This is a genomic window from Paenibacillus hunanensis (genome assembly GCF_014645615.1).
GTDB classification, from domain to species: domain Bacteria; phylum Bacillota; class Bacilli; order Paenibacillales; family Paenibacillaceae; genus Saccharibacillus; species Saccharibacillus hunanensis.
In genome coordinates this window covers 1-966 of the sequence record NZ_BMMB01000050.1, presented here as the reverse complement: position 1 = coordinate 966, position 966 = coordinate 1, and the positions used below count along the sequence as shown (strand labels likewise).

Annotated in this window: 1 protein-coding gene; it reads right to left on the bottom strand. The window is 35.6% G+C overall.

The window, feature by feature from the left end; translation table 11 throughout:
* Positions 1 to 54: 54 nt before the first annotated feature.
* The coding region (locus tag IEX62_RS24300; RefSeq protein ID WP_188778829.1) for a hypothetical protein at positions 55 to 966 on the bottom strand (912 nt) is incomplete at its 5' end.

Sequence of the window (966 nt, the reverse complement as noted above, 5' to 3'; positions counted from 1 at the left end):
CTTTCCCCCGCCCTGCAGTACTGCAGGGGGGAAGGAAGGAATTTTTTTTTCGATCTAATTTTTAGTTTTAGCCTGATTAAATGCATTTAGAAAGTATTTCTTTAATTTCATTTCTTGGTCATTGAAATCTCTACAAGAAGTTGGAAATTCTTGGTGGAGGAAATCTTTAAGTTCTTTACATTTATACTCACGCTGGATATTTTTCTGTATAATAGATTCCGCTAATTTAAAGTTTTTCATTTGACTATGTTGAACTTTATTTTGAAGCTCGAGATATTTTTTCATATCACCTTTAAAATTATAAGCAGTATTTTGCTGACTATTTCTGTCAAATGTATTTTTATGTTTTTGACCTTCTGTCATAAGTAAATTCTTGGATTCCTCGAGTTTATCTAGGATCTCCTTTAAATTTTTATGGCTTTCCGGATCCATAAACTGACCTAAAGATTTATAAATCGTAGATCTATATCTATTGTTTTCCTGTAGAGCGAATTCACGAAGTTTTAGCATCGAAATGATTTTGTTTCCATTCTCCTGATCAGCAAAATCAAGAGATCCTGGAAGATCATCTTCCAACTTAGTGGCTAGTTCTCTAACTACTGCAGTCGTCTGCAATTGAGAAGTTTCTATTCCCAAAAACTCAGCCAAAGCAGCTTTAACCTTAGGTGCTTGACTTCCCGTAATAGGAGCTAAGTTTTTTGGAGCTGACTTAGTTTGACTTCCCTTAGCAGCATCTAAGTTTTCTGCAGCTGACTTAGGTGTTTGACTTGCCTTAATAGCAGCAGCATCTAAGTTTTCTGCAGCTGACTTAGGTGTTTGACTTGCCTTAATAGCATCTAAGTTTTCGGCAGCTAATTTTTTGGCAGCTTTGGCAGCTTTTTTTACAGCTGACTTACTTTTACTTTTACTTCCCTTAGCAGCATCTAAGTTTTCTGCAGCTGACTTAGGTGTTTGACTTGCCTTAAT